The sequence below is a fragment of the Endozoicomonas atrinae genome (genome assembly GCF_001647025.1).
GTDB classification, from domain to species: Bacteria; Pseudomonadota; Gammaproteobacteria; order Pseudomonadales; family Endozoicomonadaceae; genus Endozoicomonas; species Endozoicomonas atrinae.
This window is the reverse complement of record NZ_LUKQ02000360.1, coordinates 1-4255: the sequence shown is the minus strand read 5'-3', so window position 1 is coordinate 4255 and position 4255 is coordinate 1. Positions and strand designations below refer to the sequence as shown.

General features: G+C 46.9%; 4 protein-coding genes and 1 pseudogene. 4 read left to right on the top strand and 1 reads right to left on the bottom strand.

Features of this window, described 5'->3' with window-relative positions:
- Nucleotides 1–346 precede the first annotated feature (346 nt).
- The 4 genes from miaA (at nt 347) to AK963_RS26100 (ending at nt 4017) form a co-directional block, all read left to right on the top strand.
- On the top strand, nt 347–1297 hold the full coding sequence (gene miaA, locus AK963_RS26115; RefSeq protein ID WP_066018285.1) for a tRNA (adenosine(37)-N6)-dimethylallyltransferase MiaA: 951 nt from the start codon (nt 347–349) through the stop codon (nt 1295–1297).
- A gap of 329 nt (nt 1298–1626) precedes the next feature.
- On the top strand, nt 1627–1872 hold the full coding sequence (gene hfq / locus AK963_RS26110) for an RNA chaperone Hfq (RefSeq protein ID WP_066018284.1): 246 nt from the start codon (nt 1627–1629) through the stop codon (nt 1870–1872).
- A 154-nt stretch (nt 1873–2026) separates the two neighbouring features.
- A complete protein-coding gene (gene hflX, locus AK963_RS26105) occupies nt 2027–3319 on the top strand; it encodes a ribosome rescue GTPase HflX (protein WP_066018283.1) in 1293 nt (430 codons plus the stop codon).
- Between the two features lie 206 nt (nt 3320–3525).
- Nucleotides 3526–4017 carry a bacteriohemerythrin gene (locus AK963_RS26100; RefSeq protein WP_066018282.1) on the top strand — a complete coding sequence of 164 codons (492 nt, stop codon included), beginning with the start codon at nt 3526–3528 and terminating at the stop codon, nt 4015–4017.
- A 48-nt stretch (nt 4018–4065) separates the two neighbouring features.
- Here AK963_RS26100 and AK963_RS35980 read toward each other — a convergent pair.
- Nucleotides 4066–4255: pseudogene (locus AK963_RS35980) on the bottom strand (IS630 family transposase); the annotation flags it as partial.

The window sequence follows — 4255 nt, the reverse complement described above, 5'->3', positions numbered from 1 at the left end:
GATCATCCTGAGTTTTAATCTGACTGGCTATTTGATCTACCAGTTTTTCGTTGATTTCAACGCTCATTGTTATTCTCCATTTTGGAGTATTAACGACAAGCGTTTACACAATTTAAATTACATTCCCCTCTGATGAGATCCTGGCGGCAGCTGTGATCAGCCTGCGAGCATTTTAATGAGTTGTTGCCAGGTAACCCTGTTAATTATGCCTTTTGCAGAGCTCCGTTAGGCTTCCCTTTGTTGGAAACTTTTTTACAATCCTGTGATCAATACATGCGCCTATCGAAAGTTCAGTGCAAAATCCGATAGAATCGCATTTCCATTATTTTCAGGTACTCATTCTTTTATGTCCCTGCATGAGGAAAAACGGCTCCCTCCCGCTGTATTTTTGATGGGTCCTACCGCTTCAGGCAAAACTGACCTTGCTGTAGCGCTCAGCAACGAGCTGCCCTTCGAAATCATCAGCGTGGACTCAGCTCTTATCTACAAAGGGATGGATATTGGCACTGCCAAGCCTGAGCCTGAGATCCTGAAAGAAGCGCCTCATCACCTGATTGATATTCTTGATCCAGCAGAATCGTATTCTGCCGCTGATTTTCGACAGGATGCTCTGGTGCTGATGGCAGATATCACTGCCCGTGGGAGAATACCTCTGCTGGTTGGGGGGACGATGATGTACTTTAAGGTGCTCAGGGACGGTATGGCGACAATGCCTTCTGCAGATGCCGGGGTTCGTCAAAGACTGCTTGAAAGTGCACAGGCGCGCGGTTGGGTATTTTTGCACCAGCAACTCTCGGAAGTTGATCCAGAAGCTGCGCTGAGAATAAAACCATCGGATACCCAGCGCTTGCAGAGGGCTCTGGAAGTTTATGAGCTGACGGGAAAACCGCTTTCTCAATGGCACCGGGAACAGGAAGAGCAATGTTTGCCTTATAGTGTTATCAATCTGGCAGTGGCTCCGAAAGATCGTTCTGTACTCCATGAACGCATTGCGATGCGTTTCAAAATGATGCTTGAGAATGGTTTTCTGGAGGAAGTGAGAAGGCTTTATCAGCGTGGAAACCTTGATGTTACCATGCCTTCTGTTCGGTCCGTTGGTTATCGTCAGGCCTGGTCCTATCTGGATGGGGAACTAAGCTACGATGAGATGGTCGAAAGAGGTATTATTGCAACCCGGCAATTGGCTAAAAGACAGCTCACCTGGCTGAGAAGCTGGCCTGATATTCATTGGCTTGATACGTTTTCCAATAACCTGCCGGGTGATGCCTTGAAAGTCTTGGAGAGAGCCCTTAAATAGGATTGATGTATTTTATAGCCATAAGGCAGAGTATATAGCCTTGAAGCATATCAAGGGCAGTGGTGTCTTTTTCTCTATAAATAGATGACTGTTTAGACTCATTGCCAAATAAAGTAGTACCTTAGAACCTCTAATTGTTCCTGCAGGACTGGTGGGAGTAGCTAGTATTACTTATTGAGTGCGGTGTGGGGTTAGCTTAATGTGAGCCGGCATTTCATAGGCTGTACATATATTGAACAATGAGTACTGGCACAGCCGGTCTAGCGGATAGTCCTCCCCAAAGTGAAACAAGGCTATTCAAAAACCCGAGAATTAAAAGGAGTACAGAAATGTCAAAAGGGCATTCTCTACAAGACCCTTACCTGAATGTGCTGCGTAAAGAACGCGTGCCAGTTTCTATCTACCTGGTTAATGGTATTAAGCTTCAGGGGCAGATTGAGTCTTTCGATCAGTTCGTTATTCTTCTCAAGAATACAGTGAGCCAGATGGTCTACAAGCACGCTGTATCAACAGTTGTCCCTAGCCGTCCGGTTCGTCTGCCGATGCAGGGTACTGATCAGCCTGAGCATGAGTAATTTTGCTTGATGCATCTTGAGGGCGCGTAAGGCGCCTTTAGGTGTTTTTATTTATTTTAAAAATGAGCCATGTGGCGCTGTCTTATTTTCAGGTTTCTGTAAGCTGGTTCCCAGCTGTGTATGCGCGCGGTTCGTGGCTGTTTAGGAGATCTATTTGTTTTTTGACCGCCATGAGGGTGGTGAAGCCGCAGTTCTTGTTCATCTGGAATTGAACGATGATCGTGAGCGGGAAGACCCCCAGGAATTCATGGAGCTGGTACGCTCCGCTGGCGTTGAGTCTGCTGCATTTATTACCGCAGGCTGCAAACATCCCAACCCCCGTTTCTTTGTCGGTCCAGGCAAAGTTGAAGAAATCCGTCAATTGGTTGTATTGCACGATGTCGATGTTGTGCTGTTTAATCATGCCCTCTCTCCAAGCCAGGAACGTAACCTTGAAAAAGAGCTGAAGTGCAGGGTTATTGATCGCACCGGCCTGATTCTGGATATATTTGCCCAACGTGCCAGAACCTTTGAAGGCAAGCTGCAGGTTGAGCTGGCTCAGTTGCAACACATGAGTACACGACTGGTTCGTGGCTGGACTCACCTTGAGCGGCAGAAGGGTGGTATTGGCCTCAGAGGGCCCGGTGAAACTCAGCTGGAAACCGACCGTCGTCTTCTAAGAGCGCGTATCAAAAGCATTAGCCGTCGTCTGGAAAAGGTACGCAAGCAGCGTGAGCAGGGGCGACGCTCCAGGCAGAGAGCAGAGGTTCCTCAGGTCTCACTGGTTGGATATACAAATGCCGGTAAGTCGACACTTTTTAACCGCGTGACGGAGTCTGTGGTTTACGCAGCTGACCAACTGTTTGCCACCCTTGACCCAACACTGCGCAGAATTGATTTGCCGGATATTGGACCAGTAGTACTTGCAGATACTGTAGGCTTCATCCGTCATCTTCCTCATAAACTGGTTGAGGCATTTCGAGCAACGCTTGAAGAAACCCGTCAAGCTGATCTGCTACTGCATGTAATTGACAGCCATGACCCAGAGCGTCTGGAAAATATGGACCAGGTTCATTCGGTATTGAAAGAGATCAATGCCGACGAAGTGCCACAACTGGAGGTCTATAACAAAATCGACCTGTTGCAGGGTGTAGAGCCAAAAATTCAGAGGGATGATGAAGGGCGTCCTGTACGGGTCTGGGTCTCGGCAGTTACCGGTGTTGGTGCTGATCTGCTTCAGGAAGCCATCAAAGAGCTGCTTTCGGATGATATGCTGCAGGGACAGTTAACCCTGAAGCCAGCCCAAGGGCGTATTCGAGCCCGTCTCTACAAGCTTGGGGCTATTCAGTCAGAAGCTTACTCTGAGAGTGGGGACATCGTTCTGAATATTCGTTTGCCAAAACCTGATTTTGAACGCATTTCCAAGCAGGAAGGCCTTGGCGACAGTTGTTTTAATTCCACACTCTAATTTCAGTGCGATTTGTACGTATTGATCCAGATCAATACGTACAGCTCCCTTTCTCTTCAATATTACCTTCCTGTTGTTTCTGCTGACTGTTTACCAGTAAAAAATATTGGGTTCCTCGTTTGTTGGGCCCAGGTAAACAGCAATAACTGGATATTGGTAAGTTTTCTGACAGCAGGGAAAACTCACTTACAAAATGGATTGCAGTGATGCTGAATGCTGAAAGTGCGGTATTGGATAATAATTCAGAAGAGTTATTCCCTTGGTCGGATAAACTCTGTGTGGGTATAGAAGAGATTGATGCCCAGCATCGGGTTCTGGTGGATCTGCTCAATGAGCTGCACCGTGCTATTCATGAAAGGCATGGATCGGAAGTTGCTCATGAAATTCTGGGGCGCTTGGTAGAGTACACTCGGATTCATTTTACGGTAGAAGAGTCATTGATGCGGGTACTCGGATACCCGGATTATGAAGAGCATAAAAAACATCACACTCAACTAATTGATCAGGTGAATGGCCTGCATGAGAAGGTGGGGCAGGGGCAGCAGGTCAGCTTTGAACTGCTTCATTTTTTAAGAGTCTGGCTGACCAAGCACATTATGGAGGAGGATCGGGAATATGTTCCCTTTATGCTTTCAAAAGGTGTGGCTGCAAATTATAAAAAGCGTTCCTGGCTGGACCGAATATTTCATCACGAATGATGGATGAAATTTGGGCGAAACAGCTCTAATACCAATTGAATTTTCTAACTACTGTATAACTGCCCAATCACGGGAGCACAGACTGAACAGTCGACCAGCTTCGCTGCAAAGGTTATTCCAAGCTTCACAGCAACAATCTACAATATTTTCATAACCTGAAAATGCTTTGTTTGATAAGTCATGCTCCCGCATCCACTCCCATAGCCTTTCTGAGCTGTTTAACTCCGGTGCGAATGGT

Coding starts and splice junctions, on each gene's coding strand:
- AK963_RS26100 (WP_066018282.1), top strand. CDS start 3,526: ATGCTGAATGCTGAAAGTGCGGTATTGGATAATAATTCAGAAGAGTTA.
- miaA (WP_066018285.1), top strand. CDS start 347: ATGTCCCTGCATGAGGAAAAACGGCTCCCTCCCGCTGTATTTTTGATG.
- hfq (WP_066018284.1), top strand. CDS start 1,627: ATGTCAAAAGGGCATTCTCTACAAGACCCTTACCTGAATGTGCTGCGT.